Here is a 25,976-nt window from a genome sequence, read left to right as displayed (position 1 = left end):
CCCTGCGGCGCCGTTGCCGGGGGCAGAGCCCCCGGCAGCGGTGCCGCGCCCGGCGGATGGGGGCTTCGTTACTCCGTCACCTCGTCGTGGCCCGTGTGCAGGCCGCCGCCGCTGCCCGTGCCGTTGGTCGGCTCGGAGACGACCGGCCGCGACAGGGGCGCCAGGTCGAAGGCGTAGTGGCCGACCGCGTCCGCGATGACGTCGACGTTGATGTCGAGCGCCTTCTGGTCGATGTTCGCGAGGGTGTCACCCTTGCCGTGGTAGTTCACGTCGTAGGCGACGCCCGCCTGGCCGCCGAACTTCGCGGCCTGCTCGGCCGTCATGATGCCCTCGGCGCCCGTGAACGTACCGCCGGACGGGATGCCCACCGCGATGAACGGGCCGTAGTCCGAGCGCCCGGAGAAGTCCGTGCCCTCGTGCGGGATGTTCTTGGAGTCGAGGAAGCTGGTGATCCCCTTCTCCAGTTGGGCGGAGCCCTCCGGGCCGGGGCCCGCGCCCGTCGCGTCCGAGTCGTCGCCGTCGTAGACGAAGTACGCGGAGTTCGGCGAGGCGATCATGTCGAAGTTCAGGTAGAGCTTGATCTGCTTCTTCTGCTCGTCCGTCAGCCCGTCGACGTACGCCTCCGAGCCGAGCAGGCCGAACTCCTCAGCCGACCACCAGGCGAACTTGACCTTGTTCTTGATCTTGTCCTGGCTGCTCGCGAGACGCTGCGCGACCTGCAGGATGCCGGCCGAGCCGGAGCCGTTGTCGTTGATGCCCGGGCCCGCCGCGACCGAGTCGAGGTGCGCGCCGAGGAAGACGGTGTTGTTCGCGTCGCCACCGCGGGTCTCCGCGACGACGTTGTACGTCTTGCGGTTCTCGCGCAGCTGCCGGATGTCGAGGGTGACCTCGACCGGGCCGGCCGCGACGTCGGCGGCGAGCTTCTGGCCGTCGGCCAGGGTGATGCCGCCGGTCGGGATCTTGCCCACGTTCGGGTCGCCGAGGGTGCCGTTCAGGGCGCCTTCGGTGTTGTTGTATATGACCGCGCCGACCGCGCCGGCGGCAGCCGCGTTGGTCTGCTTGGTCGCGAAGGTGCAGCCACCGCGCTTGATCAGCGCGACCTTGCCGGTGAAGGCGCCGGCGGCGAAGTCGCCCGGCTCGCAGCCGTTCGTCCCGTCCGCGTCGACGGGAGCGGCGGCGACCTGGGCGGTGACGCCCCCGGCCGGGGAGTTCGCCGTGTACGTCATCAGGTGGATCGGGACGTCGTGCGCGTTCGCGCCGTTCACCGTGAGCTTCTCGGCGATGGCCTCGACGTACACGAACTCGAACTCGTTCTTCGTGACCTTGTAGCCGGCCGCCCGCATCACGGCCTCGACGTACTTGGCGGACTGCTCGTGGCCCTTGGAACCGGCCACACGGGTGCCGTTGTTGTAGTCGGCGATCGACTGGAGCACCTTCAGGTGGTTGTAGGCACCCTTGCCCGTCGAGTCCTTCACCAGTTTCCTGGCCAGTGCGTCAGCCCGCGCGGCATCGCTCGCAGGGCTCGTGGCGCCGGCCGGACCGGCGAGCATCAGCGGGGAGACAAGGGCCGCAGCGGCCAAGGCGGCGGTTGCTGCGGCTATACGGCGTGAGGGCATGCAAGGTCCTTCCACGGCAAAAGTGCGAGCAGGGAGGAGCGGTGGACGCACGTTAAGCAACAAGGGGCCACTCTGACCAGAGTTTTCACTGATTCCGGTTTATGAATTCCGTATATCGGCGACTTGGACGGCTTCGGGCCTGGCAGGGGGCCTAGCGGAGGATGCCCTCGATGAAGTCCGAACCGATGCGCGCCACGGCGCCCAGGTCCAACTGATGCTGGGCGTACCGGCCTTGGCGCCGCGTATGCATCAAACCGGCCTTTTTCAGGACGGAAAGGTGCCGCGACACCTCGGGCGCGGTGATGCCGTACAGGGCCGCCAACTCGCTGGTCGTGTACGGGGCCCGCGCCAGGCTCCGGCACAGCCTCATCCGCATCGGGTGCGCCAGCGCCTCCATCCGCCGCTGGAGCAGCTCCACCGAGCCCGGACCGGAGGCCAGTTCGGGGGTGCCGAGCGGATAGTGGACCACCGGACGCCAGCCCGGCGCGTGCAGCACGAGCAGATGCGGCCAGCCGAAATTGGTCGGTACGAACACCAGGCCCGTGCCTATTCGAGCGTCGGTCGCGGTGGTCGAACCGTTGACCATCTTGTCCGCGGTGATGGTGGTACGGGCCTCGTCCACGCTCAGCGCCGAGGAGACCTCCTTCAGCGCGGCCGGCAGCCCCTTGTGGCGCAGCACCTCGGTCTTGTGCCGGGCGTCCGCGCTCTGACCGGGCTCGATCCGCCGCCAGGTCTCGGCGAAGAAGGCCTCGTCGCACTCCTCCAGGAGGCGCCGCATCCACACCCGGACCCCGCTCGGGTCGTCCAGCAGCCGCAGCGAGAAGTCCAGCTGGCGGGGGCCGCGCGCGGCGGCCGTCTCCAGGGCCTTGGCCCGGGCGCGGGGGTCCGTCAGCGGGGAGGGCATGCCCTCGTCGTACAGCGCCATCCAGCAGTGCTCCAGGGCGGCCATCACGAACCGCTCGTCGTCCAGCCGGTCGACCACGTCGAGCTCCGCGGCCAGGGTCGCGGCGGGCAGCCCGGTCCCGTCCGGGATGCCGGCGAAGGCCATGAAGATGTCGGAGAAGGAACTGCGCCACATGAAGTCCGCCTCCAGCAGCCGGTCCGCGAGGCTCGGATCGAGCGCGGCGGTGGTGGCGGCGGTCCAGGAGGCCAGCGCGGGGTGATGGGCGGGCTGCGACAGCGCGTGCAACGCCATGCAGAGCTCCGCGAGTGGTGAGGGCGAGAAGGAGATCCGCCGCTCGGGGAGGCCTGCGATGTCGATGGTGACGCCCATCAGGCCATTCTGTCGGTTGGCCCCGCGTGGGGGTGCGAGGCCCGCACGGCCGAGCGAGTGTTTCCGCCCGCCCCGCCGCTGCCGGGGGCTCTGCCCCCGGACCCTCCCCCAGACTTCGTCCGGGGGGACCCCCAGCGCCTCAAACGCCGGCGAGGCTGGATCTTCAGCCTCGCCGGCGTTGGGCCCCGCGCCGCGGCCCGGATTGACGCGGGCCGTCAATCGTCGTGCGGCATCACGGCAACGGGGTCAGGGTGGAGGCATGACCTCCATGGAGCAGTACCTCATAGACGCCTGGCGGGCGTCCCAGCACGGCGACCCGCCGCCACCCCCACCCGGTCGCGACGACCTCGCCGTCATCCGCTCCGCCCGCTCCTACGAGCAGTTCCGCGCGGTCCTGGACGGCCGCCCGGCAGGGCACCCCTGGTGGGCGGCGGCGCGCAGGCTGCTGCGGCTCGGCTAGTCGAAATTCGGCGCGTTGCGTTCGTACACCAGCCGGAGCCCGATCAACGTCAGCCACGGCTCGTGGTCGTCGATCACCGACGACTCCCCGAGGACGATCGGCGCCAGACCACCGGTGGCGATCACCCGTACGTCGTCCGGGTCGCCCGCAGGACCGGCCAGCTCCTTCGCCATCCGGTTCACGATCCCGTCGACCTGGCCCGCGAACCCGTAGACCACGCCCGACTGCATCGCCTCGACCGTGGACTTGCCGATCACGTTCCGCGGCCGGGCCAGCTCGATCTTGCGCAGCTGCGCACCCCGTACGCCGAGCGCCTCCATCGAGATCTCGATGCCGGGGGAGATGACCCCGCCCACGTACTCGCCCTTCGCGGACACCGCGTCGAAGGTGGTCGCCGTACCGAAGTCGACCACGATCGCCGGGCCCCCGAAGAGCTCGACCGCCGCGACCGCGTTGATGATGCGGTCCGCGCCGACCTCCTTCGGGTTGTCCATGAGGATCGGCACGCCCGTCTTGATCCCGGGCTCCACCAGCACCGCCGGGACGTCGCCGTAGTAGCGGCGGGTGACCTCGCGCAGCTCGTGCAGGACCGACGGCACCGTCGAGCAGATCGCGATGCCGTGGATGCCGTCGCCCAGCTCGCTGCCGAGCATCGGGTGCATGCCCATCAGGCCCTGCATCAGCACGGCCATCTCGTCGGCCGTGCGTCGCGGGTCGGTCGAGATGCGCCAGTGCTCGACGATCTCGTCACCGTCGAACAGGCCCAGGACCGTGTGGGTGTTGCCTACGTCGATGGTGAGGAGCATCGGTTACACCGCCTCGCGCAGGTCGAGGCCGATGTCGAGGATCGGCGAGGAGTGGGTCAGCCCGCCGACCGCCAGGTAGTCCACGCCGGTCTCGGCGTACGCCCGGGCGGTGTCCAGGGTCAGGCGGCCCGAGGACTCCAGCACCGCGCGACCGGCCACCAGGGCCACGGCCTCGGCGGTCTGCTCGACCGTGAAGTTGTCCAGCAGGATCAGGTCGGCGCCCGCCGCCAAGACCTCGCCGATCTGCTCCAGGGTGTCGACCTCGACCTCGATCGGGACCTCCGGGAAGGCCTCCCGTACGGCCTTGAAGGCCTGCGCGACGCCGCCCGCGGCCACCACGTGGTTGTCCTTCACGAGCGCGGCGTCCGACAGCGACATGCGGTGGTTGACGCCGCCGCCGCAGCGCACCGCGTACTTCTCCAGCGCGCGCAGCCCCGGGGTGGTCTTGCGGGTGTCGCGGACCTTCGCGCCGGTGCCCTCCAGCACGTCGGCCCAGCGGCGGGTCGCGGTCGCGATTCCCGACAGCCGGCACAGGATGTTCAGCGCGCTGCGCTCGGCCGTCAGCAGGTCGCGGGTGCGGGAGCGTACGGACAGCAGCAGCTGCCCGGCCTCGACGCTGTCGCCGTCCTCCGCGTGCCGCTCCACCTCGAAGGCCTCCGTGCAGACCACGGAGAACACGGCCTCGGCGATGCGCAGGCCGGACACGACGCCGTTCTCACGCGCGACGAAGTCCGCGACGGCCTCGGCGTCCTCGGGGACGGTGGCCACGGTGGTCACGTCGACCCCGCCGTCCAGGTCCTCGGAGAGCGCCATGTGGGCGATGTCCTCGACCTCGATGGGGTCGAGGCCCGCGTCCACCAGCAGCTGGGCCAGCGCCGGGTCCAGGCCGGTCTCCTCGCCGTCGCCGCAGGCGCAGTCGTCGCCGCAGCCGCCGTCGTTCTGGTCGATCAGGGGAAGTTCGGGGGTGCTCACGGTCACTGCTCCAGGCTGAGGGGGTGGGTCACGGACGGGAAGTCCGCGGAGTCGGTGGGGGTGACGACCAGGGCCCGCTTCTCGGTCGCGGACAGCCTGACCACCAGGTGGCGCCGCCAGGCGGCGTCGTCCCGGTCCGGGTGGTCCTCGCGCCAGTGGCAGCCGCGGGTCTCCACCCGCCGCTCGGCGGCGGCGACCAGCACCCGGGCCACGCACAGCAGGTTCGTGGCCTCCCAGGTGTCCACACCCGGTTCGGCGGTCTTGCCGTGCGCTTCGAGCTCGCCCAGGGCGGTCGAGTACAGCGCTTCGAGGGACTCGGCGGCCGTGCGCAGCGACTCGGCGGAGCGCAGCACGCCCGCGCCGTCGGTCATGATCCGCTGGATCTCGTACCGGGCCCCGGCGGGCTGCAGCGGCCCCGACGCGGGGACCGGGACGCCCGGTCCGCTGCCCGAGGGCGGCTGCCGGGTGATGTCGTCGGCGATGCGCTCGGCGAAGACCAGGCCCTCCAGGAGGGAGTTGGAGGCCAGCCGGTTCGCTCCGTGCACGCCGGTGCAGGCGACCTCGCCGCAGGCGTACAGGCCGGGGACCGTGGTCCGCCCGTGCAGGTCCGTCCGTACGCCGCCCGACGCGTAGTGCGCGGCGGGCGCGACCGGGATCGGCTCGGTCACCGGGTCGATGCAGTGGGCACGGCAGGCGGCCAGGATGGTGGGGAAGCGCTGCTCCCACATCTCGGCGCCGAAGTGCCGGGCGTCCAGGTACATGTGCTGCGCGCCCTGCTCCTGCATGCGGCGCATGATGCCCTTGGCGACGATGTCCCGCGGGGCCAGCTCGGCGAGCTCGTGCTGCCCGACCATGAACCGGACGCCGTCCGCGTCGACGAGGTACGCGCCCTCGCCGCGGACCGCCTCCGACACCAGGGGCTGCTGCCCCTCGGCGTCCGGGCCGAGGAACAGCACCGTCGGGTGGAACTGCACGAACTCCAGGTCGGAGACCTCGGCACCGGCCCGCAGGGCGAGCGCCACGCCGTCGCCGGTCGACACGGACGGGTTGGTGGTCGCGGAGAACACCTGGCCCATGCCGCCGGTCGCGAGGATCACGGCGGGGGCGTGGACGGCGCCGACGCCGTCGTGCTGGCCCTCGCCCATGACGTGCAGCGTCACCCCGGCCGTACGGCCCTCCGCGTCCTGGAGCAGGTCCAGTACGAGCGCGTTCTCCACCGTCTCTATGCCCGCCGCGTGCACGGCCTCGACGAGCGCCCGGGAGATCTCGGCGCCGGTGGCGTCGCCGCCCGCGTGCGCGATCCGGCGCCGGTGGTGGCCGCCCTCCCGGGTCAGCTCTATCTCCCCGGTATCCGCGGACGTGTCGAAGACGGCGCCCGCCGCGATCAGCCTGCGCACCGCGTCCGGCCCCTCGGTGACGAGCAGCCGTACGGCGTCCTCGTCGCACAGGCCCGCGCCCGCGACCAAGGTGTCGTCGAGGTGCTGCTCGGGGGTGTCGCCCTCGCCGAGGGCCGCGGCGATGCCGCCCTGGGCCCAGCGGGTGGAGCCGTCGTCGAGCCGCGCCTTGGTGACCACGACCGTCCGGCGGCCCGCGGCGGCGCAGCGCAGCGCCGCGGTCAGGCCCGCGACGCCCGAGCCGACGACGACGACGTCGGCGTCCACGGCCCAGCCGGGGGCCGGCGCGTTCAGCCGTATGCCGGTGCCCGGGCCCTTGCCCGAGCCCGCGTCCGTGCCGCCCGACGGGACGGCTCTGCCTGGGGTGCTCACGTGTGTGCTCCGAATTCCAATGGAATGTTGTCGATCAGCCTGGTCGCGCCCACCTTCGCCGCGACGGCCAGCACGGCCTGCCCGGTGAACTCGGGGCCGACGTCGGTGAAGTCCTGCGGATCCACCAGCGCCAGGTAGTCCAGTACGAGCGGAGGCTCGTACCGGCCCGCCTCCTCCAGGACGTGCCGCGCGGCGGCCCGTACGGCGTCCGGCAGCCCGGCGCCCGCCGCCGAAACGGCGTGCGCGTCGGCGGAGGCGCGGATCTCGCCCAGCCGGGCCAGGGCCGTGGCCCGCTCGTCGCTGGCCGGGGAGGCCTCGGCGCGGGCCCGCAGCGCCGCCTGCGCGGCGAGCCGGTCCTGTCCGGCGAACAGGGCCCGCGACAGGGCCAGGGCGGTACGCCGCTCCGTGGGGGAGAGGTACCGGTTGCGGGAGGACAGCGCGAGCCCGTCCTCCTCGCGGACGGTCGGTACGCCGACCACCTCCACGGGGAAGTTCAGGTCCGTCACCATCCGCCGGATCAGGGCCAGTTGCTGCGCGTCCTTCTGGCCGAAGAACGCCACGTCGGGACGGGTCAGGTGGAGCAGCTTCGCGACGACGGTCAGCATCCCGTCGAAGTGCCCCGGCCGGGTGGCCCCTTCGAGGCGCCCGCCCATCGGCCCGGCGCTGATCCGCACCTGAGGATCGCCACCCGGGTACACCTCGCCGGCGGCGGGCGCGAACACCGCGTCGGCGCCCGCCCCTTCGGCGATCGCGAGGTCGGCGTCGAGGGTGCGGGGGTAGCGGTCGAGGTCCTCGTTCGCCCCGAACTGCAGGGGGTTGACGAAGACGGTGACGACGACCTGCCCCTCGGGCCCGGCCAGCTCACGGGCCGAGCGGATGAGGGTGGCGTGCCCCTCGTGCAGGGCGCCCATGGTCATCACCACGGCCCGCAGGCCGCCTCGCGGGAGCTTCCTCAGCTCCTCGGCGGTGTCGAGCAGCAGTTCGCTCACGGGGCACTGCCCCCTTCCGGCTCCGCGTCGGCGAGTACGCCGAGCAGGTCCTCGGCGAGTTCGGGCTTGAGCAGACCGTGCGCCAGGGCCCGGTCCGCGGTGGTGCGGGCCATCGCGAGATACCCGGCGACCGTGCCGGGCGAGTGCTTGCGCAACTCCGCGACGTGCGCGGCGACCGTACCGGCGTCCCCGCGGGCCACCGGCCCGGTCAGGGCGGCGTCCCCGGAGCGCAGGGCGTTGTCCAGGGCCGCGCCGAGCAGCGGGCCGAGCATCCGGTCGGGGTGCTCGACCCCGGCCTTGCGCAGCAGCTCCATCGACTGGGCGACCAGGGTCACCAGGTGGTTCGCGCCGAGCGCGAGAGCCGCGTGGTAGAGCGGACGGCTCTCCTCCGCGATCCACTCGGGCTCTCCGCCCATCTCGATGACCAGGGCCTCGGCCGCCAGCCGCAACTCCTCCGGGGCGGTGACGCCGAAGGAGCAGCCGGCCAGGCGCTGCACGTCGACCTCGGTGCCGGTGAAGGTCATCGCGGGGTGCAGGGCCAGCGGCAGCGCCCCCGCACGGCGCGCCGGGTCGAGCACGGAGGTCCCGTACCGGCCGGAGGTGTGCACGAGGAGCTGTCCGGGCCGGACGGCGCCCGTCTCGGCGAGGCCCTCCACGAGGCCCGGCAGCGCGTCGTCGGGCACGGTGAGCAGCACCAGGTCGGCCAGCTCCAGCACCTGCGCGGGCGGTACGAGCGGCACGTCGGGCAGCATCCGGGCGGCCCGGCGCACGGACGCGTCGGAGACTCCCGACACGGCGACGGGCCGGTGCCCGGCCTGCTGGAGCGCACGGGCCAGCGCGGGTCCGACCCGGCCGGCTCCGACGACGCCGACGGCGAGCCGGGCAGGGCGCGGCTGCTGTGATGGATTCACGCGGGGAAGGCCTTCCGTTCCAGTCCGCGGGGGGTACCGGACGATACGCCGCCATGCTAGCTCCTGGGGCCGCCGCCGCCCGGTCGGCGATGATCGGCCCCATGACCGATCAGACCGAGCCCGAGACCGGCGCGCCCCAGGACACCGACGACACGGAGTACGAGCGACGACTGGTGGCGGCCTGGCGCGGAGCGGACCGCACGCTGTCCCGCGGCCTGCGCGAGCCCACGATGGCGGAGCTGCTCGCGACGCTGGCCGATTCCCCGTACGACCTGGACGAACAGGCCGACGTGTACGGCGACGGCGTGGTCCGCGCCCTGGAGCGCCGGGTCGCCGACCTGCTGGGCACCGAGGACGCGGCCTTCTTCCCCTCCGGCACCATGGCCCAGCAGATCGCCCTGCGCTGCTGGGCGGGCCGCACCGGGAACCCGGTGGTCGCCCTGCACCCGATGAGCCACCCGGAGCGGTGGGAGGGGGACGCGCTGTCGACCGTCTCCGGCCTGCGCGTGGCCCACCCGACCACGGAACCCCGCCAGCCCTCCGCGGCGGAGATCGCCTCCCTCCCGGAACCCTTCGGCACCCTGATGCTGGAGCTGCCGCTGCGCGACGCGGGCTATCTCCTGCCCACCTGGGAGGAACTGGAGGAGCTGGTCGACGCGGCCCGGGAGCGGGAGGCGGTGGTCCACTTCGACGGCGCCCGGCTCTGGGAGTCCACGGTCCACTTCGGCCGCCCGCTGCGGGAGATCGCAGCGCTGGCGGACTCGGTGTACGTCTCCTTCTACAAGTCCCTCGGCGGGCTCGGCGGGGCGTGCCTGGCGGGACCGGCCGGGTTCGTCGAGGAGACCAGGGTCTGGCGCCACCGCTACGGGGGCCGCGTCTTCCGCCAGTTCCCCGCGGCGCTGTCCGCCCTGGCGGGCCTGGAACGCGAGCTGCCGCTGCTGCCGTCGTACGTCGCGCAGGCCCGCCTGGTCGCCGAAGCCCTGCGCGTGGGCTTCGCCGAGGCTCCGGGCATCGCCTGGTCCCGCATCAACCCGGAGGTCCCGCACACGCACCAGTTCCAGGTGTGGCTCCCCTTCGAGGCCCCCCACCTGACGGAAGCGGGCCTGCGCACGGCGGAGGAAACGGGCCGCGTCCTCTTCCGCCAGTGGTCCGAGACCCCCGTCCCGGGCGTCTCGATGACGGAACTGACGATCACCACCCCAGGCCTCTCTTGGACGACGGAGGACGTCACGTCGGCCCTCACGGACTTCACGGCGAGGCTGTAGGTCCAGCCAAATCCGGCCTCGCCGGCGTTTGAGGCGCGGGGCCTGGGGCGGAGCCCCGGCAACGGCGCCGCACCCGCCCACCACCACTCGCACGCGAATCACCGAATTCGGCGAAAGTCACCGACCAAGTCCGGCCACGGCGCTACCGTCCACTTCGACGGGAATTCCTGGGACCGGAGGAGACATCATGACCGTCCAGCCCGCGGCCGGCGCCACCGCCTGGCAGAAGTCCTCGTTCTGCGGCGAAGGAGACGCCTGCGTCTACGTCGCCGCCACCCCCGGCACCCTCGTGCGCGTCGCCGACCGCGCGGACCCCGCCCACCTCGTCCTCGCCACGACCCAGGCCGCCTGGGCCGATTTCCTCCGCGCGGTAAAAGGAACCGGCTAGAAGAACCGCCGCGCCGCACCCACGCCCTCAGGGGATTTTGTCCGATTAGCGCGTATCTTCGGCCCATGCCCACGCCCTACGGATCCCGCGGCGGCATGGCGTTCAGCGCTGCTGAACTGCTTGTGCTCAGGCGCTCCCTCGCCCACGCCCTTCAGTCCTCCACGGCCCCCCTCACGGCCCCGGAGGTCCAGGACTGCCTGCGCCTCGCGCAGTCGGTGGACGACGTGGTCCAGGAGGCGGGGCGGCTCAGAGCCTTCCTGATCGAGGATCTGGGCCGCTACCGGGGCGCCCTGCCCGGCAGCCTCTCCGGCTACCTGGAGCTGCTCCAGGACGCCCTCGCGGGCGGCTACGAGCCCGTGCCCGACGACCTCGCAGCCCTGCGCGCCCTGCGGGCCAATCCGGTCGCGGCCGCGCTTCTGGACCGGGCCCAGGGCGTCGCGGAGCGTTCCGTACGGCGTCGGCTGTCGACGGCCCCCGCGCCCCGTACGCGGCTGCTGACGCTGGCCGGCGGCCAGGACCAGCGGCCTTCGCCGGACCCCCGGCCGAAGGAGCCGCAGCGGCCGGAGAAGCCGATCCCGACGCCCGGCGAGGTGTTCCCGCCGCGCCGCAAGCCCGCCCCGCCCCCGGCGGCCGGTCGTGCCGTCGGCTAGTGCCGTGACCGGAAAGGTTCACCGGGTCACGGCGCTCCCCCAGCTACCGCTGGGAGGTGCCCCCAGGCACGGCACCTCGCCGCGCTGTCGGACCGCGCAAGTACGTCCAGTACGAGCCGCGGTCCTCCGCCTTGCGATGCACCGCGTCGGACACCGCGCCCCGGCAAGCCTTTACGGCCACGGCACTGGTTAGGCTGTCGGCATGGACTACGTCTCCGCGCTCGTGCCCCCCGTCGTGATGGCCGCGTTCTTCATCGCCCTCGTCAGGACGATCGTGAAGAGCCAGGGCGGCGCGAACAAGGCCAAGGAGGACGCGGCGGTCGACGCCGTGATCGCCCGGGCCGCGGGCGCTCGGCAGCAGAAGTAGCCCGAGGGGCGACGGGCGGACGGCCCCACGGCCCTCCGCCCGATTTTCTTGCGCGTTGCTCTCCGAATAGTCGGGCAATTCCGCACAACCCGCACTATCGTGCTGCTGTGCCTCGCCCCTTGGGAGAACTCGAAGACGCCGTCATGACGCGGGTGTGGCAGTGGAACCGCCCGGTCACCGTTCGGGAAGTACTGGAAGACCTCCAGCAGGAACGGTCCATCGCGTACACCACGGTCATGACCGTTATGGACAATCTTCATCAGAAGGGCTGGGTCCGTCGGGAAGCCGAAGGCCGCGCCTATCGATATACGGCGGTCTCCACCCGCGCCGCCTACTCGGCCGCACTGATGAACGAAGCCTGGTCCACGAGCGACAACCCCGCAGCCGCTCTCGTGGCCTTCTTCGGCATGATGTCGGCGGAACAGCGTGAAGCCCTCCGCGACGCCGTACGCATCGTCCAGCACGACGACGAGACCCCCGCGGCCCCCGAAGCCGAAGGGGAGTCCGACGAGCAGGCGGGGGAGCCGGGGCGATAGCGTCCGGTCGCATGGGAGAGTTTTCCGCTGCACATGCAGAAACAGTGACGATCCGCCGTGCCCGCACCGGTGATGTTCCCGCGCTGCGCCGCCTGCTCGACCAGTACGTGCAGCAGCGGATCCTGCTCGACAAAGCGCCGGTCGTCCTTTATGAGGACATCCAGGAGTTCTGGGTCGCGGAACGCGCCTCGGACGGCCAGGTCGTCGGCTGCGGAGCCCTCCACGTGATGTGGGAAGACCTCGCCGAAGTGCGCACTCTCGCCGTCGATCGGGAGTTGAAGGGCGCGGGTGTCGGCCATCGCGTGCTGGAGCAGTTGTTGCGCACGGCCCGCGAGGTCGGCGTGAGCCGGGTTTTCTGCCTGACCTTCGAAGTGGACTTCTTCCGCAAGCACGGGTTCGTCGAGATCGGCGAGACGCCCGTCGAGACGGATGTCTACATGGAGCTGCTGCGTTCCTATGACGAGGGCGTCGCGGAGTTCCTGGGTCTCGAACGAGTGAAGCCGAACACCTTGGGCAACAGTCGGATGCTTCTGCACCTCTGATCGATCACCCGCGGCTTTTCCCGTGCTCTGCCCGCCTGTGGCCTATGTCCGAATCGCGCACGTTTCCCGCCTCGTTGCGGTCTCGAACCTCTCCCCGGGGGTTTGTGTTTTTCAGGCAAAAGCGGTTTCCTTTCCGCGTACTGCTTTTCGATGAAAGGAAATCCCGGTGGCACAGAAGGTTCAGGTCCTTCTTGTCGACGACCTCGACGGTGGCGAGGCGGACGAGACGGTGACGTTCGCTCTGGATGGCAAGACCTACGAGATCGACCTCACCACCGCCAACGCTGAAAAGCTCCGCGGCCTGCTCGACCCGTACACCAAGGGCGGCCGCCGTACCGGTGGCCGTGCGACCGCGGCCCGTGGCTCCAAGGCCCGCGCGGCCGCGACGGCCGGCAGCACGGACACCGCCGAGATCCGCGCCTGGGCCAAGGCCCAGGGGCTCAACGTCAACGACCGCGGCCGTGTCCCGGCCGACATCCGCGAGGCCTACGAGAACCGCTGACCCGCGGCTTCCCGTAGGGGCGTACGTCGCCTCAGGCGCGCCCGGTGGCATTCCGTCGCCGCCGCCGCCACCAGGCGTACGAGATCGGGCCCGGCAGTGCCTTTTCCACGACTGGGCCCGGCGGCCCGCCCGGGACCGGGCAGGGCCGGCAGCAGTGCCTCACACCCCTGCTCGGGGGGTCGCAACCACACAGCGGCCCCCCGAGGGCTTTTTCCCGGGGGCGTCCCCGGGGGGATCGGGGCGGTGATCCGGCCCCCCGCACCCAGGGCGGTGAGATCGAGGGCGACCCCGCCCCACTCCAGCCAGTCGAGCAGCCCGTCCAGCTCCTCCGCGCTCCCCGCGGCCACCAGGAACCGCATCCGCCGCCCCGTCAGCGCGACCGGACCCGTGGCGACCGGCCCGCGCAGCAGCGCCGCCCCCGCGTCGGACGGCAGGTCCAGCACGTCGAACCGGATCCCCGTGGCGAGCAGTGCGGGCGTCCCGCCCAGGACGGTCCAGCCGAGCACCCGCTCGTACCAGCCGGCGCGGGTGTCCCCCTCGGGCGGCCTCCGAGGCCCGGGAACGATCCGGGCCGGGGGTCCCCCCGGGCGGAGTCCGGACGAGGTCGTCGGGGAGATCGGCGGCGAGGTCGGCGAAGAGGTCGGCGAAGAGGTCGGCACGGAAGTCTGCGGGACGGTTGCGGCCATGTCCGGAGCAACTCTCGAAACGTCCCTGGGTTACGGTCGGTGTGACACACCGCGCTCACGCCGATGCGGAACGTAAACATCCGTGAGGCCGGAGTCCCGCATTCGGGACGGAACCGTGTTCGCCCTTAGCGGAGGGAACCGGTGCCACCGGCATGGAGTGTCAGTCCTTACGGGTAAGACATTCCTAGTGGATCGGGGCGACACGCTGATTTGAACGGCTTCCGTTCGCCATCGGCGTACACGCATGACGGGTATCTGCCTGGCCTGCGGGAACATCGTCTCGCACCATCGAGTTGGAGCAGTAGTCGGCTCTAACAGCCGGTTTTCCTCACCGACGTGGGGGTGAGCCGTGGACGGATGTCGGCAGTTGGAATGAGCTGTCCCGCCCCACGGGACTAGCATGCGGAAGGACAGGGCGGGGACCGACCCCGAACTGCCCGACCGCTCTGAGGAGCGATAAACGATGTTCGAGAGGTTCACCGACCGCGCGCGGCGGGTTGTCGTCCTGGCTCAGGAAGAAGCCCGGATGCTCAACCACAACTACATCGGCACTGAGCACATCCTCCTGGGCTTGATCCACGAGGGTGAGGGTGTCGCCGCTAAGGCCCTGGAGAGCCTCGGGATTTCGCTCGAGGCTGTTCGCCAGCAGGTTGAGGAGATCATCGGTCAGGGGCAGCAGGCCCCGTCCGGCCACATCCCCTTCACCCCGCGGGCGAAGAAGGTCCTGGAGCTGTCGCTCCGAGAGGCCCTCCAGCTCGGCCACAACTACATCGGCACCGAGCACATCCTGCTCGGCCTGATCCGCGAGGGCGAGGGCGTCGCCGCCCAGGTCCTCGTGAAGCTGGGCGCCGATCTCAACCGAGTCCGGCAGCAGGTCATCCAGCTGCTCTCCGGCTACACCGGGGGCGGCAAGGAGTCGGCCACGGCCGGCGGCCCGGCCGAGGGCACGCCCTCGACCTCGCTGGTCCTCGACCAGTTCGGCCGCAACCTCACCCAGGCGGCCCGCGAATCCAAGCTCGACCCGGTCATCGGGCGCGAGAAGGAGATCGAGCGGGTCATGCAGGTGCTGTCCCGCCGGACCAAGAACAACCCGGTCCTCATCGGCGAGCCCGGCGTCGGCAAGACCGCCGTCGTCGAGGGCCTGGCCCAGGCGATCGTCAAGGGCGAGGTCCCCGAGACCCTCAAGGACAAGCACCTCTACACGCTTGACCTGGGTGCCCTGGTCGCCGGTTCCCGCTACCGCGGTGACTTCGAGGAGCGCCTGAAGAAGGTGCTCAAGGAGATCCGCACCCGCGGCGACATCATCCTGTTCATCGACGAGCTCCACACCCTCGTGGGTGCGGGCGCCGCCGAGGGCGCGATCGACGCCGCCAGCATCCTCAAGCCCATGCTGGCCCGTGGTGAGCTCCAGACCATCGGTGCCACGACGCTGGACGAGTACCGCAAGCACCTCGAGAAGGACGCGGCCCTCGAGCGCCGCTTCCAGCCGATCCAGGTGGCGGAGCCTTCCCTCCCCCACACGATCGAGATCCTCAAGGGCCTGCGCGACCGTTACGAGGCCCACCACCGCGTCTCCATCACGGACGAGGCCCTCGTCCAGGCGGCGACGCTGGCCGACCGGTACATCTCGGACCGCTTCCTCCCGGACAAGGCGATCGACCTGATCGACGAGGCCGGCTCCCGGATGCGCATCCGCCGGATGACCGCGCCGCCGGACCTCCGCGAGTTCGACGAGAAGATCGCGGCCGTGCGTCGCGACAAGGAGTCGGCCATCGACTCCCAGGACTTCGAGAAGGCGGCCTCTCTCCGCGACAAGGAGAAGCAGCTGCTGGCGGCGAAGACCAAGCGCGAGAAGGAATGGAAGGCCGGCGACATGGACGTCGTCGCCGAGGTCGACGGCGAGCTCATCGCCGAAGTCCTCGCGACCGCGACCGGCATTCCCGTCTTCAAGCTCACCGAGGAGGAGTCCTCGCGACTGCTCCGCATGGAGGACGAGCTCCACCGTCGGGTCATCGGCCAGAAGGACGCCATCAAGGCGCTCTCCCAGGCGATCCGCCGTACCCGTGCGGGTCTGAAGGACCCGAAGCGCCCGGGTGGCTCGTTCATCTTCGCCGGTCCGTCCGGTGTCGGTAAGACCGAGCTCTCCAAGACGCTCGCCGAATTCCTCTTCGGCGACGAGGACGCGCTGATCTCCCTCGACATGTCGGAGTTCAGCGAGAAGCACACGGTTTCCCGTCTCTTCGGTTCGCCCCCCGGTTACGTGGGCTACGAAGAGGGCGGCCAGCTCACCGAGAAGGTGCGCCGGAAGCCGTTCTCCGTCGTCCTCTTCGACGAGGTCGAGAAGGCCCACCCGGATATCTTCAATTCCCTTCTCCAGATCCTGGAAGACGGTCGACTGACCGACTCCCAGGGCCGGGTCGTGGACTTCAAGAACACGGTCATCATCATGACGACCAACCTGGGTACCCGGGACATCTCGAAGGGCTTCAACCTGGGCTTCGCGGCTCAGGGCGACACCAAGACCGGCTACGACCGGATGAAGGCGAAGGTCAACGAAGAGCTCAAGCAGCACTTCCGGCCCGAGTTCCTCAACCGTGTCGACGACACGGTCGTCTTCCACCAGCTCACGCAGGAAGACATCATCCAGATCGTCGACCTGATGATCGCCAAGGTGGACGAGCGCCTCAAGGACCGCGACATGGGCATCGAGCTCAGCGGTGACGCGAAGCAGCTCCTGGCCAAGCGCGGCTACGACCCGATCATGGGTGCGCGCCCGCTGCGCCGGACCATCCAGCGCGAGATCGAGGACATGCTGTCGGAGAAGATCCTCTTCGGCGAGCTGCGCCCCGGTCACATCGTGGTCGTGGGTGTGGAGGGTGAGGGCGAGGAAGCCAAGTTCACCTTCCGCGGCGAGGAGAAGTCGGCTCTGCCGGACCTCCCCCCGATCGAGGCCACGGGCTCCGGCCCGGACCTGTCGAAGGGCGCGTAACGCGATAGCAGTGCCAAGGGGCGGCCCCGGGACCGAAAGGTTCCGGGGCCGCCCCTTTGGGCTGCCCGCCCGGTTGTCCGATCGGTTGCCCGCCGAAGGTCCCGAACCCACCCGCCGAAGGTCCCGGGCCGGTGACAAGCCGCACAGAACAAATCGGACGTACTAGGTGGTTTCGTAGATCCAATGGGCCCCGGAAGGTGCCCTCCGCCCCAGGTGGGAGGCGCGTCAACAGGCCGCGCAGCCTTGGGCCGGCTACGAGACCGGGTAGTAATCGGGCGGTTTGGGGAAGTTCGGGGGCTCGGGTTACCAAGGCGGGGCCAGCCCGGTACGCGCTTCATCGTGCCGGGTCACTTCATGCCCGTAGCGGCGTGAACCCGCCCCTGTCCCCGGCCCCGGAGGTCTCCTTCATGTTCGCGAAGCGCGTCAGCACCCGTCGTACCCGTATCGCCGTCGGCGCCACCGCTCTCGGTGCCGTGCTTGCCCTGGGAGCCGGGACGACCGCCGCGTTCGCCGACACGACGCAGACCGCCGCGCAGGCGCCCAAGGCCGCCCCCGACGCGAAGGCCTCCCTGTGGGAGAAGCCGGTGGACAAGTACACGCTGTCCGCGACCTTCGGCAAGGGCGGCACCATGTGGTCCCACAAGCACTCCGGCCAGGACTTCGCCGTCCCGTCCGGCACCCCGGTGGACGCCGTTTCCGCGGGCACCGTCGTCAAGGCCGGCCCCAACGGCGGCGGCGACGGTCCGGCGTACGGCAACGCCATCGTGATCAAGCACGCGAACAAGACGTACTCGCAGTACGCGCACCTCTCGAAGATCAAGGTCAGGATCGGCCAGAAGGTCACCAAGGGCCAGCAGATCGCCCTGTCCGGCAACACCGGAAACTCCAGCGGCCCGCACCTGCACTTCGAGATCCGCACCACGCCGAACTACGGCTCGGCCATCAACCCGATGACCTTCCTGCGCAACGCAGGCGTCACGGTCTGACCTGACACCCCGAAGCCCGGACGACCATACGGTCGTCCGGGCTTCGTCGTTCGGTCGTTCGATCAGCGGCTCAGCCGACGATCCACCCGTGGATGCACTTGGCCTTCGTCGCGTCGTCGAGGGTGCCGGCCTGGTACGCGGCGGCCAGCTCCGCCGAGAACCCGACCTCGTAGACCCGCACCGATTTGATGGCGCCCTGCCAGTCGCCCGCCCAGGCGTTGGCGTGGCGGGAACGGCCCAGCTGCAGCGGGCCCGAGTTCTTCCAGATCCCCGGGACCGGGGCCTCGGCGGCCTTCTTGCCCTCCACGTAGAGGGCGATCGTCTTCTTCTCGGCGTCGTAGGTGGCGAGCAGCGACGTCGTGGTCTTGACCGTCTTGAGCCCTTCGGCCGCGACGGTCACCAGGGTGGGCTTCTCGCTCTTGTCGGAGGTCCGCACGCGGAACACCCAGGCCTGCTTGCCGTTCACCTCGTCGGCGCCCAGCTCGAACGCGAACGACTCCCCGGTGCCCTGGCTCACGGCGATGTGCGGGCCCTTCGCGCCGGAGGAGTTGTGGACGCGGGCCGTGAGGGTGAAGCCCTTCTCCGTGTCCACCGCGGCCTTGGTGGCCTGCGCGTACGACTCCGGATTCCCCTTGAGGCGCAGCTCGTGACGAGTGCCGACCTTGGGCACGGAGGCGTCGTTGCCCATGCGGATGTGGACCTTGCCGACGCTGTCGCGCAGCTGCGAGGGGTCTTCGGCGAGGGTGGGGGAGTAGGTCTTCGTCGGGCTCGCGCCGGGCTTGGGCGAGGAGGACGGCTGCACGTTCTCGGCGACGTCCTTGGAGCCGTCGTCTTCCGCGTTGTCGCCCTTCAGCAGCATGAACGTTCCACCGCCGGCCAGCAGCAGCAGGACGGCCACCGCTCCGCCCACCATCCAGAGCCGCTTCTTGCGCCGCTCCGCGGCCGAGCGGTCCGCCATGGCCTCCCAGTCCGGCTGCTCGACGGAGGGTATGCCGGGCAGCCCCTGGTCGGGCCCGACCGGGCCGGGATCCTGCGGGAACACCGGCGGGGGGCCGAAGCCGCCGCCCGCGGGCGCGTTCGGCGGGTAGCCGTAACCACCGCCCTGCGGGTACCCGTACCCGCCGTCCTGGCCGGGGGCATTGGGCGGGAAGCCGTAGCCGCCTTGCGCGGGGGGGCCCGGCGGGAACCCGTAGCCGCCGCTCCCCGGGGCGGGCTCGGGCTGCGGATTGCTGGAGGGATTCGTGCCGTCGGTCATGCCTGGGATGCTAAGTCACGCGCCCGTGGGGGCGTAGGGCCAGGGCCCGGACACCCCGGCGCCGCCGGAGTCGGGTATGCGTCGGGGCGTCCCCGCAGCGCGTCGAACGCAACCGCCCTCGGCCCTTCGACCCCTGGAAACGTTCGACGCCCGAGGAGACGCCCCGGCGCGCGGCCGGCCCCGCCGGCTCCTGACGACGCCGCCCGAGGGGCGCAGCCAACCGGCGGCCGGCCCCGGCGAACCCCACGCGCGGGCCGCGCCGGGTCGGGGCGGGCCGCTGCGCGGAGCCTTCCCCCACCCCGCCCCTTCCCGAAACCGGGGCTCCGCCCCAGACCCTCCCCCACACTCCGTCCGGGGGGACCCCCGCGCCTCAAAAACGCCGGCGAGGCTGGATTTCCGTGCCCGGCGCAGCCAAGGCCGGGGCGGCGCCGCGCAGCCACCCGGTGCCGCCCCGGAACCCCTACGGCAGCTGGACCACCGGGAAGCTGCCCGTGGTCGTCGGGGCGTGTTCCGGGAGCCACAGCACCGCCACCGCGCCCGCCGCGCTGCTCCCGGAGCCACCCGCCGGGGCCGCCACGTTGCGGAATGTCAGCCTGGCGCCCAGTACCCGCGCCTGGCCCTCCGCGATGGTCAGCCCGAGCCCGTGCCCCACGCCCGCCCGGTCCGTCGACCCGGTCCGGAAACGGCTCGGCCCCTCGCGCAGCAGCGCCTCCGGGAAGCCCGGCCCGTGGTCGCGGATCCGTACGACCCGGCCCTCCACGTCGACCTGGATCGGCGACTGCCCGTACCGCGAGGCATTGGCCAGCAGGTTCCCCAGGATCCGCTCCAGCCGGCGCGGGTCGGTGCTGACCATCTCGTCCGCGACCACCCGCACCGAAGCCTCCGGCATCAGGGCCTTCACCCGGCGGCTCACGAACTCGCCCAGCGCCACGTCCTGGAGCTCCGCCCGCTCGGACGCGCTGTCCAGCCGGGCCACCTCCAGTACGTCCTCGACCAGCGCGCGCAGCGCCTGCGCCCGGTCCCGCACCAGCTCGGTCGGCCGCCCCGGAGGCAGCAGTTCCGCCGCCGTGAGCAGGCCCGTCACCGGGGTGCGCAGTTCGTGCGCGATGTCCGCGGTGACCCGCCGCTCGGCCTCCAGCCGCTGCTGGAGCGCGTCGGCCATGGCGTCCACGGCCCGCGCGAGGTCGTCCGTCTCGTCGCGTACGACGCCCCCGACCGCGTCCCGTACGCGTACCTCGGGATCCCCGTGCGCCACCCGCTGCGCGGCCGCCGCGGCCTTGCGCAGCCGGCGCGAGATCTGCCCGCCGATGAGCACGCCGAGCGCCGAGCCGCCGATGACCACGGCGAGGGAGCCGACGACGAGGGCCCGGTCCAGGTCGCGCACCATGTTGGCGCTCTCGCGGAACTGCGTGTGCAGCGACAGCACCTGCCCGTTGCCGAGCGGTACGGCTGCCCACACCTCCGGCAGCCCGTGCGGGTTCTCCTGCACGAAGGTGCCGCGCCGCCCGGACCGCGCCTTCTCGCGCAGCTGCACGGGCAGCTCCGGGTCGTTGACCTTGGCGCCCATCATCGGCTTGCGCCCCGAGTCGGCGTTGCGGGAGATGAACTGCACCCGGTCCAGCTGGGTCTCGCGGGCGCTCTCCAGCATCGACACCCGGGCAGCGCTGTGCACCACCAGGCTCAGCGCGACGGCGGTGAGTGCGCCGACGGCCGCGATGGCGAGCGTGATCTTCCAGCGGATCCCCGTACGGAGGGTGAACCGTCTCATGCCTGTCTTCTCGTGTGGCGAGCCCCGGTCGAGGCCGGGTGAGGAAGGGGAAGATGCCCCTCAACGTCCGCGAGTGGACGTGCGAGAGCTGCGGGACGACCCACGACCGGGACGAGAACGCGGCTGTCGATCTTCTGGCCGCCGGGCCGGCGGTCGCTGCCTGTGGAACGGGTGCAAGACCTCAATGGGAGTCCTCCTCTCGGCCGGGGCGGTCCGTGGTGAAGCAGGAAACCCCACCCCGTGAGGGTGGGAACCCCCTCCCGGTAGGGAGGGGGCGAAGTCAAGCCTTGAGCTTGTATCCGAAGCCCCGGACCGTTTCGATCCGGTCCTGCCCGATCTTGGTGCGCAGCCGCTGGACGTGGACGTCGACGACGCGGGTGTCGCCGCCCCAGTCGTAGTCCCAGACCCGTTCCAGCAGGCGGTCGCGCGACAGTACGGTGCCGGGCGCGGAGGAGAACTCCAGCAGCAGCCGCATCTCGGTCGGAGTCAGCGCCACCGCCGCGCCCGCCTTCCGGACCTCCATGCCCTCGGTGTCGACCTCCAGGTCGCCGAAGGACAGCACCCCGCGCTCCCCGTCCGGGCCGTCGCCGTCGGCGCCCGACCCTCCGTTCTGCGGGCCGCCGGCGTGGCCGAAGCGGCGCAGTACGGCGCGGATGCGGGCGACGAGCACGGAGCCGTCGAAGGGCTTGGTGACGTAGTCGTCGGCGCCCGCCTCCAGGCCCAGCACCACGTCGATGCTGTCGGCGCGCGCCGACAGCATGATCACGGGGACGGTGGACTCGTCGCGGATGCGACGGCACAGGCTCACGCCGTCCATGCCGGGGACCATCACGTCGAGCAGGGCGATGTCGGGCCGGTTGGCCCGGAAGGACTCCAGGCCGGACAGCCCGTCGGGCATGGCGGTGACCACGAACCCGTCGCGTTCCAGCGCCAGGGTCGTGGCCTCGCGGATGACGTCGTCGTCCTCGACGAACAGGACATGGGTCTCGGCCATGCGGAAGCCTCGCCTCAGTTCTTCTGGGTCACGGCCGGAGCGGGCTGGCCCCCGCCGTCGACCACATTGCTGTACTCCGAGTGAACTCGGTCCTGCTCGGCGAACCTCTGCCCGTTCCAGTGGTAGGTGATCACGTCCTCGCCCGACGGATACGCGAGCGCGTCGCTCTTTCCGTAGACCTGCTTCGTGACCACCAGATCGCCCCGGTCGATCTCCGCGTAGATGGGCGGCTGTTCGTCCGAGAAGACATTCTCGTACGTGCCGCCGTCCGCCCTGTACACGTACGAGCCGCGGCCAAGCGCGTCGACGCAGGACAGGACGTTGACGACGATGTCGACGACGGGGCTGCCGGTGACCCGGCCGTAGCTCACGTCCACCGGGTACTCCTTGCCCGAGCAGGGCTTGAGGTCCCGCTTCACCGCGGCGCTGACCTTGGGGTCCGCCAGCAGGAGCTTGACGGGGTCGACCTTCTTCAGGGGCTGGTCGAAGGGGGCGGTGGAGGGCGAGCCGGGGTCCTTGACCTCCGTCGACGATTCGGAGGAGGGGGAGGGCGAGGGCGAGGAGGACTCCGCCGGCGCCGCCGTGCCGGCCTTGGCCACGGCCTCGCTGCGGGCGGGCCCGCCGTCGCGCAGGCCGGTGCCGCCGGTGGAGCAGCCGACCGCGAACACGGCGGTGCCGACGAGGACGATCGTCCCCGCCGACACCAGTGCCAGCGAACTGCCGGTCAGGCCCGTCAGACCGCCGTCTTGGCCGTTCAGGCCGCGCACCGCTCACGCCCCTCGTACCGGATGGTGTGGTCACCGCGTTCCAGCGCGCGCATGTCCAGATCCCGGCTCTCCAGTTCCTGCCGGAGGCGGGCCAGCGCGCGATGCAGAGTGCTCTTCACGGTACCCGTCGACATCCCGAGCGCGGCAGCCGTCTCCTCGGTGCTCATCTGCTCCCAGTGTCGCAGCACGACCACACTGCGCTGCTTGGGCGCGAGCACCTTGAGGATGTCCATCAGCAGGGCGCGGTCGGCGCGCTGGTCGGAGCCGTCCTCGACGGAGGCGTCCGGGAGCTGCTCGGTGGGGACCTCTTCGAGCTTGCGGGCACGCCACCACTCGGTGCGGGTGTTGATCATGACCCGGCGGAGGTAGGCGTCGGCCAGCGACTTGTCCGCGATGCCGTCCCAGCGGCCGTAGGTGCGCACGAGCGCGGTCTGCAGGAGGTCCTGCGCGTCCGTGGGGTCCGGGACCAGGCGCCGGGCACTGCGCAGCAGGGCGTCCTGCCGGGTGCGTACGTACTCTTCGAATTCGAGTACCTCACCGTGCGCCATCTCAACCGCCTCCACTGCCGTTCCCCCGGTCATCCGCTGTCTTACGGATTCGACGGTACGGAGGGGTTGTCACGGGCCTGTGCGGGCCAGCCTTCGGTGGGCGCACGGACACCCATAGGTTGTGTAACAGCGGCTGTGAGCTGGGGTTTCCCGGCAAAAAGCGGAATGGTTGAGTCGGCTACCAGTCTGGCCCCGGCCGGTGGTGACGCACCTTCGGATCCCGTCGTCGGCGCGTTACCGCGGCGTCGTCTCCCCTTCGCCCTCAGGTCATCGGAAGCCGGTACGAGGATCCGGCGAGGGGCTCCACCAGCCCGTCGGCGACCAGCCCGTCCAGCGCCCGCGCCCGCTGCACCGGCTCGTCCCAGACCGTGTCGAGCACGGCCTGCGGTACGGGTCCCACGGCCTCCCGGAGCACGGCGAGCAGCCTGCCGCGCACCTGCCGGTCCGTTCCCGCGTACGTCTGCCCGCGCCGCGGCGGTCCCTCGTGCGCCGGCTTCCCGGCGAGGCGCCAGGCGCACAGCCCGGCCACCGGGCAGCGGGCGCAGTCCGGGCTCTTGGCGGTGCACACCAGCGCGCCGAGCTCCATCGAGGCCGCCGCCCAGCGGGCCGCGGTCTCCTCGTCCTCGGGCAGCAGGGCCCGGGCCAGGCGCCGCTCGGCGGCCGTGGTGGCGTTCGGCGGGTACTCGACCCCGGTGGCGGTGCGCGCGAAGACCCGCCGCACGTTCGTGTCGAGAACGGCGTGCCGCTGCCCGTACGCGAAGGAGGCCACGGCGGCCGCGGTGTACTCGCCGATCCCGGGCAGTGCCAGCAGCTGCGCGTGCTCCCGCGGTACGTCGCCCCCGTGCCGCTCCGTTATCGCGACGGCCGCGCCGTGCAGCCGCAGGGCCCGGCGGGGGTAGCCGAGCCGCCCCCAGGCCCGTACGGCCTCGCCGGGGGCCTCGGCGGCCAGGTCGGCGGGGCGCGGCCAGCGGGCGATCCACTGCTCGTAGACCGGCAGGACCCGGTTGACGGGGGTCTGCTGGAGCATGAACTCGCTGACCATGACCCCCCAGGGGCCGGCCTCGGGGCGGCGCCAGGGCAGGTCGCGGGCGTGCTCGTCGAACCACGCGATGACGGGGGAGTGCAGCGCGTGGGAGGCGGCGGAGTCGGGGGACGCGGGTGCGGGTGCGGATGCAGTCATGGCAGACGGCATCCTGGCACGTTTCGGGGGCAGGGGGTGTCCTGGCGTGTCCGGTTCGGGCCGGTGAACCAGACGGCGGCGCGGACCCCGCTGGCCCGCATGGCGCCGATGACCGTACCGATCGGGCCGGCGAGCGCGAGGACGACGAGGGCGGCCAGTGAACCGCCCAGCAGCAGGCCCATCGCCACGTCGTGCGGATAGTGCACGCCGACGTAGACGCGGGAGAAGGCCATCAGCAGCGCGAGAGGCACGGTCAGGAGCGCCAGGCGGGGGACGGCGATGGCCAGCGTGACGGCGGCGGCGCCCGCGATGGCCGCGTGGTTGCTCGGGAACGACCAGTCTCCGACGGCGGGGCACTTGATCAGCGAGGCCGCGGCTCCCGCGACGGCCCGGCAGGGCCGCTCCTCGTCCACGGTCGACTTCACGACCTCGGACGCGACGTACGCGACGGCGGTGGCCAGTGGCGCGAGGACGGCGAGTGCCACCGGGCGGGGGCCGCCCGGCAGTCCGCGCGAGCGCCACCACACGGCTGTGAAGAGCAGCCCGAACAGCAGGAGCCCGTACTCCGTCCAGACCTCGAACGCCGACTGCGCCCAGGTGGGCGTGGAATGGGCGAAGTCGGTGATGTCGCGGTAGAGGTCCGAGCTGTCCATGGTGACCGACCGTACGCACGGAGGCATCGGCGGGGCATCAGACCCTTGGCCGATTTCGGACCATTCCGGTTCCGCCCGCAGGATGATCATCGGCAAATCGAGTCCGCTGCGCGGCATGTGGGGCACTGATCGGGCCGCGAATTCTCGTAAGGTTCCGTCCGTGGGATCTCTGCGCAATCCGGTCGGGCCGCTCCCCTCCTCCATCTACTGGCGACGGAGGGCTGTGCTGGCGTCCGTCGTCGCGCTCCTCGCGCTCCTCGCCGTATGGACCGTCAGTTCCGGCGGGGGGAAGACCAGTACGAACGGGAAGGGCCAGAAGGGCCCCGACGCCGTCCCCGCGATCACTCCCGGGCCCTCCGGAACGGGACCGGCCATCGGTACCGCCCCGGGCGGCCGCACGGAGTCCTCGGGCGGCGGCGGGAGCACCGGTTCCGAGGGCGGCACGGGCGGCGCGGGCGCCGGCAAGAACGGCGACCCGGGCGCCGGTACGGGCTCCGGCGGAGCCGCGGCCTCCGGCGGCTCCGGGGGCGGCCCGGCGGCCGTCCCGGCGGACTCCCCGCTCCCCACCTGCGCGCCGGGTGCGCTGCAGTGGGAGGTCAAGAGCGTGAAGAACGAGTACGAGGCGAACGAGAAGCCCCGCCTCGAACTGGTCGCCCGCAACATCTCCGGCACCACCTGCAAGGTCGACCTCGGCCCGAAGCAGGCGGTCCTGACCATCCTTCAGGCGACGACCAGCAAGGCGGTCTGGTCCTCGGCGGACTGCCCGACGGGCGCGGGCAACGCGTTCTTCCGCCTCCCGGCGGGCGGCGAAACGAAGCAGCCGCTGGACTGGGACCGGCACTTCAGCGCGCCGGACCAGTGCCAGTCGCCTCCGGCGGGGTCTGCGGTGCCGGACACGTACGTGGTCGAGGTCAAGTCACCCGGCATGCCGGTGGCCCGAACCTCGTTCGTCCTCAAGCGGGACTAGCGGCCGCGGACCGTTGCCGGAGGCTCCGCCCCCGGACCCTCCCCCAGACTTCGTCCGGGGGGACCCCCAGCGCCTCAAACGCCGGCGAGGCTGGATTTGGCCGACCGGGCTGGTTTGCCGCGCAGCGTCTTTTATAGGGT

At 71.6% G+C, this 25,976-nt stretch carries 26 protein-coding genes and 1 pseudogene; 12 read left to right on the top strand and 15 right to left on the bottom strand.

Annotation, left to right across the window (positions count from 1 at the left end):
* Window positions 1-68: 68 nt before the first annotated feature.
* A complete protein-coding gene (locus ACFV9H_RS31720; protein WP_385405006.1) occupies window positions 69-1,616 on the bottom strand; it encodes a M28 family metallopeptidase in 1,548 nt (515 codons plus the stop codon).
* Window positions 1,617-1,767: 151 nt separating this feature from the next.
* Window positions 1,768-2,889 (bottom strand): DUF5937 family protein, encoded by a 1,122-nt coding sequence (locus tag ACFV9H_RS31715; protein ID WP_385405004.1) that lies wholly within the window; start codon window positions 2,887-2,889, stop codon window positions 1,768-1,770.
* A 259-nt stretch (window positions 2,890-3,148) separates the two neighbouring features.
* Here ACFV9H_RS31715 and ACFV9H_RS31710 point away from each other — a divergent pair, with 259 nt between their 5' ends.
* Window positions 3,149-3,349, top strand: a complete 201-nt coding sequence (locus ACFV9H_RS31710) for a hypothetical protein (RefSeq protein WP_385405001.1) — start codon at window positions 3,149-3,151, stop codon at window positions 3,347-3,349.
* Here the strand turns inward: ACFV9H_RS31710 and ACFV9H_RS31705 are convergent.
* From ACFV9H_RS31705 to ACFV9H_RS31685, 5 genes are all read right to left on the bottom strand, one after another.
* Window positions 3,346-4,155 carry a type III pantothenate kinase gene (locus ACFV9H_RS31705; protein WP_385404999.1) on the bottom strand — a complete coding sequence of 270 codons (810 nt, stop codon included), beginning with the start codon at window positions 4,153-4,155 and terminating at the stop codon, window positions 3,346-3,348. The genes ACFV9H_RS31710 and ACFV9H_RS31705 overlap by 4 nt on opposite strands.
* Window positions 4,156-4,158: 3 nt before the next feature.
* Window positions 4,159-5,127, bottom strand: coding sequence for a carboxylating nicotinate-nucleotide diphosphorylase (nadC, locus tag ACFV9H_RS31700; RefSeq protein WP_385405056.1), 969 nt, complete (start codon window positions 5,125-5,127; stop codon window positions 4,159-4,161).
* A gap of 2 nt (window positions 5,128-5,129) precedes the next feature.
* On the bottom strand, window positions 5,130-6,821 hold the full coding sequence (locus ACFV9H_RS31695; protein ID WP_385405053.1) for an L-aspartate oxidase: 1,692 nt from the start codon (window positions 6,819-6,821) through the stop codon (window positions 5,130-5,132).
* A 68-nt stretch (window positions 6,822-6,889) separates the two neighbouring features.
* A complete protein-coding gene (gene panC, locus ACFV9H_RS31690) occupies window positions 6,890-7,882 on the bottom strand; it encodes a pantoate--beta-alanine ligase (RefSeq protein ID WP_385404997.1) in 993 nt (330 codons plus the stop codon).
* On the bottom strand, window positions 7,879-8,793 hold the full coding sequence (locus ACFV9H_RS31685; protein ID WP_385404994.1) for a Rossmann-like and DUF2520 domain-containing protein: 915 nt from the start codon (window positions 8,791-8,793) through the stop codon (window positions 7,879-7,881). The genes panC and ACFV9H_RS31685 overlap by 4 nt, the downstream gene beginning before the upstream one ends.
* Window positions 8,794-8,894: 101 nt before the next feature.
* On the opposite strand from ACFV9H_RS31685, the gene ACFV9H_RS31680 reads away from it, so the two are divergent.
* The 7 genes from ACFV9H_RS31680 to ACFV9H_RS31650 all read left to right on the top strand — a co-directional run bounded on the left by ACFV9H_RS31680 (window position 8,895) and on the right by ACFV9H_RS31650 (window position 13,043).
* On the top strand, window positions 8,895-10,058 hold the full coding sequence (locus ACFV9H_RS31680) for a threonine aldolase family protein (protein ID WP_385404992.1): 1,164 nt from the start codon (window positions 8,895-8,897) through the stop codon (window positions 10,056-10,058).
* 187 nt (window positions 10,059-10,245) lie between these two features.
* Entirely contained in the window at window positions 10,246-10,446 is a 201-nt protein-coding gene (locus ACFV9H_RS31675) for a DUF397 domain-containing protein (RefSeq protein ID WP_385404990.1), read from the top strand.
* Between the two features lie 65 nt (window positions 10,447-10,511).
* A complete protein-coding gene (locus ACFV9H_RS31670) occupies window positions 10,512-11,096 on the top strand; it encodes a hypothetical protein (RefSeq protein WP_385404987.1) in 585 nt (194 codons plus the stop codon).
* Between the two features lie 202 nt (window positions 11,097-11,298).
* The gene (locus tag ACFV9H_RS31665) at window positions 11,299-11,463 is read left to right on the top strand and encodes a hypothetical protein (protein WP_385404986.1); all 165 of its coding nucleotides are present in this window, start codon (window positions 11,299-11,301) and stop codon (window positions 11,461-11,463) included.
* Between the two features lie 107 nt (window positions 11,464-11,570).
* Complete coding sequence (locus ACFV9H_RS31660; protein ID WP_385404984.1) at window positions 11,571-11,999, top strand: BlaI/MecI/CopY family transcriptional regulator; 429 nt, start codon at window positions 11,571-11,573, stop codon at window positions 11,997-11,999.
* Between the two features lie 11 nt (window positions 12,000-12,010).
* A complete protein-coding gene (locus ACFV9H_RS31655) occupies window positions 12,011-12,541 on the top strand; it encodes an amino-acid N-acetyltransferase (protein ID WP_385404981.1) in 531 nt (176 codons plus the stop codon).
* A gap of 166 nt (window positions 12,542-12,707) precedes the next feature.
* A complete protein-coding gene (locus ACFV9H_RS31650; protein WP_385404978.1) occupies window positions 12,708-13,043 on the top strand; it encodes an Lsr2 family protein in 336 nt (111 codons plus the stop codon).
* On the opposite strand, the gene ACFV9H_RS31645 is transcribed toward ACFV9H_RS31650, so the two are convergent.
* Window positions 13,028-13,729, bottom strand: coding sequence for an SCO3374 family protein (locus ACFV9H_RS31645; protein ID WP_385404976.1), 702 nt, complete (start codon window positions 13,727-13,729; stop codon window positions 13,028-13,030). The genes ACFV9H_RS31650 and ACFV9H_RS31645 overlap by 16 nt on opposite strands.
* Window positions 13,730-14,192: 463 nt before the next feature.
* On the opposite strand from ACFV9H_RS31645, the gene ACFV9H_RS31640 reads away from it, so the two are divergent.
* Both ACFV9H_RS31640 and ACFV9H_RS31635 read left to right on the top strand, forming a co-directional pair.
* A complete protein-coding gene (locus ACFV9H_RS31640) occupies window positions 14,193-16,718 on the top strand; it encodes an ATP-dependent Clp protease ATP-binding subunit (RefSeq protein WP_362592261.1) in 2,526 nt (841 codons plus the stop codon).
* A gap of 407 nt (window positions 16,719-17,125) precedes the next feature.
* Window positions 17,126-17,704: a M23 family metallopeptidase gene (locus ACFV9H_RS31635; protein ID WP_385405051.1), complete on the top strand. Its 579-nt coding sequence runs from the start codon at window positions 17,126-17,128 to the stop codon at window positions 17,702-17,704.
* Between the two features lie 70 nt (window positions 17,705-17,774).
* Here the strand turns inward: ACFV9H_RS31635 and ACFV9H_RS31630 are convergent, their stop codons facing one another.
* On the bottom strand, window positions 17,775-18,959 hold the full coding sequence (locus ACFV9H_RS31630; protein ID WP_385404973.1) for a LamG-like jellyroll fold domain-containing protein: 1,185 nt from the start codon (window positions 18,957-18,959) through the stop codon (window positions 17,775-17,777).
* 460 nt (window positions 18,960-19,419) lie between these two features.
* The gene (gene cseC / locus ACFV9H_RS31625) at window positions 19,420-20,727 is read right to left on the bottom strand and encodes a two-component system sensor histidine kinase CseC (protein ID WP_385404971.1); all 1,308 of its coding nucleotides are present in this window, start codon (window positions 20,725-20,727) and stop codon (window positions 19,420-19,422) included.
* A 44-nt stretch (window positions 20,728-20,771) separates the two neighbouring features.
* On the opposite strand from cseC, the pseudogene ACFV9H_RS31620 reads away from it, so the two are divergent.
* A pseudogene (locus tag ACFV9H_RS31620) lies at window positions 20,772-20,984 on the top strand (zinc ribbon domain-containing protein); the annotation flags it as partial.
* A gap of 23 nt (window positions 20,985-21,007) precedes the next feature.
* Here ACFV9H_RS31620 and cseB read toward each other — a convergent pair.
* From cseB to ACFV9H_RS31595, 5 genes are all read right to left on the bottom strand, one after another.
* Window positions 21,008-21,721 carry a two-component system response regulator CseB gene (gene cseB / locus ACFV9H_RS31615; protein ID WP_385404969.1) on the bottom strand — a complete coding sequence of 238 codons (714 nt, stop codon included), beginning with the start codon at window positions 21,719-21,721 and terminating at the stop codon, window positions 21,008-21,010.
* 14 nt (window positions 21,722-21,735) lie between these two features.
* Window positions 21,736-22,488, bottom strand: a complete 753-nt coding sequence (locus ACFV9H_RS31610) for a hypothetical protein (RefSeq protein WP_385404966.1) — start codon at window positions 22,486-22,488, stop codon at window positions 21,736-21,738.
* Window positions 22,476-23,036, bottom strand: a complete 561-nt coding sequence (locus tag ACFV9H_RS31605; RefSeq protein WP_385404963.1) for a SigE family RNA polymerase sigma factor — start codon at window positions 23,034-23,036, stop codon at window positions 22,476-22,478. The genes ACFV9H_RS31610 and ACFV9H_RS31605 overlap by 13 nt, the downstream gene beginning before the upstream one ends.
* 262 nt (window positions 23,037-23,298) lie before the next feature.
* Entirely contained in the window at window positions 23,299-24,216 is a 918-nt protein-coding gene (locus ACFV9H_RS31600; protein WP_385404960.1) for an A/G-specific adenine glycosylase, read from the bottom strand.
* Window positions 24,213-24,869 (bottom strand): phosphatase PAP2 family protein, encoded by a 657-nt coding sequence (locus ACFV9H_RS31595; protein ID WP_385404958.1) that lies wholly within the window; start codon window positions 24,867-24,869, stop codon window positions 24,213-24,215. Before ACFV9H_RS31595 ends, ACFV9H_RS31600 begins: the two co-directional genes overlap by 4 nt.
* Window positions 24,870-25,029: 160 nt before the next feature.
* Between ACFV9H_RS31595 and ACFV9H_RS31590 the strand changes: the two genes are divergently transcribed.
* A complete protein-coding gene (locus tag ACFV9H_RS31590) occupies window positions 25,030-25,836 on the top strand; it encodes a hypothetical protein (RefSeq protein WP_385404956.1) in 807 nt (268 codons plus the stop codon).
* The last annotated feature ends 140 nt before the right edge of the window (window positions 25,837-25,976 follow it).

This window comes from Streptomyces sp. NPDC059874 (assembly GCF_042731135.1).
In the GTDB taxonomy this organism is placed as follows: domain Bacteria; phylum Actinomycetota; class Actinomycetes; order Streptomycetales; family Streptomycetaceae; genus Streptomyces.
The sequence above is the reverse complement of the archived record's forward strand: the minus strand, read 5'-3'. Positions and strand labels throughout refer to the sequence as shown.

Bases quoted from the DNA above. Each gene is read 5' to 3' on its own strand.
- ACFV9H_RS31705 (WP_385404999.1), bottom strand. From the start codon at position 4,155: ATGCTCCTCACCATCGACGTAGGCAACACCCACACGGTCCTGGGCCTG.
- ACFV9H_RS31665 (WP_385404986.1), top strand. From the start codon at position 11,299: ATGGACTACGTCTCCGCGCTCGTGCCCCCCGTCGTGATGGCCGCGTTC.
- ACFV9H_RS31630 (WP_385404973.1), bottom strand. From the start codon at position 18,959: ATGACCGACGGCACGAATCCCTCCAGCAATCCGCAGCCCGAGCCCGCC.
- ACFV9H_RS31595 (WP_385404958.1), bottom strand. From the start codon at position 24,869: ATGGACAGCTCGGACCTCTACCGCGACATCACCGACTTCGCCCATTCC.
- cseB (WP_385404969.1), bottom strand. From the start codon at position 21,721: ATGGCCGAGACCCATGTCCTGTTCGTCGAGGACGACGACGTCATCCGC.
- ACFV9H_RS31670 (WP_385404987.1), top strand. From the start codon at position 10,512: ATGCCCACGCCCTACGGATCCCGCGGCGGCATGGCGTTCAGCGCTGCT.
- ACFV9H_RS31680 (WP_385404992.1), top strand. From the start codon at position 8,895: ATGACCGATCAGACCGAGCCCGAGACCGGCGCGCCCCAGGACACCGAC.
- ACFV9H_RS31720 (WP_385405006.1), bottom strand. From the start codon at position 1,616: ATGCCCTCACGCCGTATAGCCGCAGCAACCGCCGCCTTGGCCGCTGCG.
- ACFV9H_RS31640 (WP_362592261.1), top strand. From the start codon at position 14,193: ATGTTCGAGAGGTTCACCGACCGCGCGCGGCGGGTTGTCGTCCTGGCT.
- ACFV9H_RS31655 (WP_385404981.1), top strand. From the start codon at position 12,011: ATGGGAGAGTTTTCCGCTGCACATGCAGAAACAGTGACGATCCGCCGT.
- ACFV9H_RS31675 (WP_385404990.1), top strand. From the start codon at position 10,246: ATGACCGTCCAGCCCGCGGCCGGCGCCACCGCCTGGCAGAAGTCCTCG.
- ACFV9H_RS31715 (WP_385405004.1), bottom strand. From the start codon at position 2,889: ATGGGCGTCACCATCGACATCGCAGGCCTCCCCGAGCGGCGGATCTCC.
- ACFV9H_RS31605 (WP_385404963.1), bottom strand. From the start codon at position 23,036: ATGGCGCACGGTGAGGTACTCGAATTCGAAGAGTACGTACGCACCCGG.
- ACFV9H_RS31600 (WP_385404960.1), bottom strand. From the start codon at position 24,216: ATGACTGCATCCGCACCCGCACCCGCGTCCCCCGACTCCGCCGCCTCC.
- cseC (WP_385404971.1), bottom strand. From the start codon at position 20,727: ATGAGACGGTTCACCCTCCGTACGGGGATCCGCTGGAAGATCACGCTC.
- ACFV9H_RS31635 (WP_385405051.1), top strand. From the start codon at position 17,126: ATGTTCGCGAAGCGCGTCAGCACCCGTCGTACCCGTATCGCCGTCGGC.
- ACFV9H_RS31710 (WP_385405001.1), top strand. From the start codon at position 3,149: ATGACCTCCATGGAGCAGTACCTCATAGACGCCTGGCGGGCGTCCCAG.
- ACFV9H_RS31645 (WP_385404976.1), bottom strand. From the start codon at position 13,729: ATGGCCGCAACCGTCCCGCAGACTTCCGTGCCGACCTCTTCGCCGACC.